This window comes from Micromonospora sp. M61, assembly GCF_018070245.1.
In the GTDB taxonomy this organism is placed as follows: domain Bacteria; phylum Actinomycetota; class Actinomycetes; order Mycobacteriales; family Micromonosporaceae; genus Micromonospora; species Micromonospora zamorensis.
In genome coordinates this window covers 1-1,517 of sequence record NZ_JAGPYA010000143.1, presented here as the reverse complement: position 1 = coordinate 1,517, position 1,517 = coordinate 1, and the positions used below count along the sequence as shown (strand labels likewise).

Annotated in this window: 1 protein-coding gene; it reads left to right on the top strand. The window is 72.4% G+C overall.

Annotated elements, in window-relative coordinates; genetic code table 11:
* Positions 1-68: 68 nt before the first annotated feature.
* Positions 69-1,517 (top strand): hypothetical protein (locus KBX34_RS32945; protein WP_210928973.1); only part of this gene is annotated, 1,449 nt, incomplete at its 3' end.

Genomic DNA, 1,517 nt, shown 5'->3' with positions numbered 1-1,517 from the left:
ACCCGTCGTTCAGCAGGGGGGGCACTGGACAGGGCACGCCGCCGGACAGCGCCCACTACCGCTGGAGCATGGAGAACGGCAAGGTAGAGCCGGTGAAGGTGCGGGCCACGTCGCTCGAGGTGGTCGAAATCGGCACGCAGACCCGGTCGGTTTCCATCGGCCGGCAGATGGCCACCGGCGGCACGGGCGGCGGCAACGGGCTCGACTCGCTGCGCATGCTGCCGGACGGCACTCTCGCTCCGGCGAACCCTCGAGCGATCAGCGACCAGATCAGACTCGATCCCAAGTCCGGCGCGATCACCGTGGACGGTGTCCGGCTTACCGGTGGCCACTCGTTCGGCGGAGGCGGCGGCCTGTCCAGCCACGGCCCGTCTCACGGATCGGCGACGCAGCGGCCGGGCGAGGTGGACACGGCGGTGGCCGGGCATTCCGACCGATCGGCCGTGACGCGCGCCGACTCGCGCCTGCAGAACGCGTCGGCTCCACCCGCACCGGCACGGGCGGACGCGGGATCCACTCGGATCGAGCATGGCGCCGTGCCGGTGCGACCGGACCAGGCGGCCACCCGGGCCGACGCTCCGGGGCCTGCCACGCCCCGGGCCAGCACCCCCACCCCCGGGCGTCAGCTGCTGCAGACCGGCCCCGACGGGCGTGCCGATCTTGTGCGGGTTTCGGCGGAGTCGCGGTTCCCGGCAGAGGTGCGACGCCCCGGCGGCGATGCGCGCCCGACCCCCGAGGGACCCGCCACCGGCCCGGACACGTCCTTGTCCTACATCGAGCTGCGCGCCGACGGCACGATGGGCCCGACCACGCTGCGCCGGGGCGAGACTGTCCTGGACTCGCAGCCGTTGAGCGGCAAGATCATCAGCTACTCCCCCGACGGCAGGTCCTGGGACGTCAACTCGGCCACACCGGCGGCTCGTCCGGCCGGGGCTGCCCAGCCCCAGCCCAAGAGGCTCACGCAGATGCTCCGGCAGAACCCGGATGGCACCGTGGACCTTTTGACGTTCCCAACGCCGCCGGGACTCGCGTCGGGGCCGTCGGTGAAACCGCGGCCCGGCGAGACGAGCTTCCACGACCTGGACGGGCCGGGGGTGCAAAACGGCTGGCACTCACGCTCGATCGACCATTTGAGATACTGGGGCGAGCCGGTCAGCAGGCCGCCGGCCGGGCGACGGGTCGACGGCGGGGATCTGTTCTTCCATCGTGAGCCCAGGTCGTTGCTGGTCAAGGACCAAGCGAGCCACCAGTGGAGGCCGCTGGGCACGACCGAGGGCGTGGGCCCCGGCGCCCCGCCCATCACGGTTGGCAAGCCGGCCGGCAACCCGTCGTTCGGCAGGGAGGGCACGCCGCCGGACCTCCACTACCGCTGGAGCATGGAGAACGGCAGGGTAGAGCCGGTGAAGGTGCGGGCCACGTCGCTCGAGGTGGTCGAGATCGGCACGCAGAGCCGGTCGGTTTCCATCGACCGGTGGATGGCCGGCGGCGGCAACGGGCTCGACTCGCTGCGCATGCTG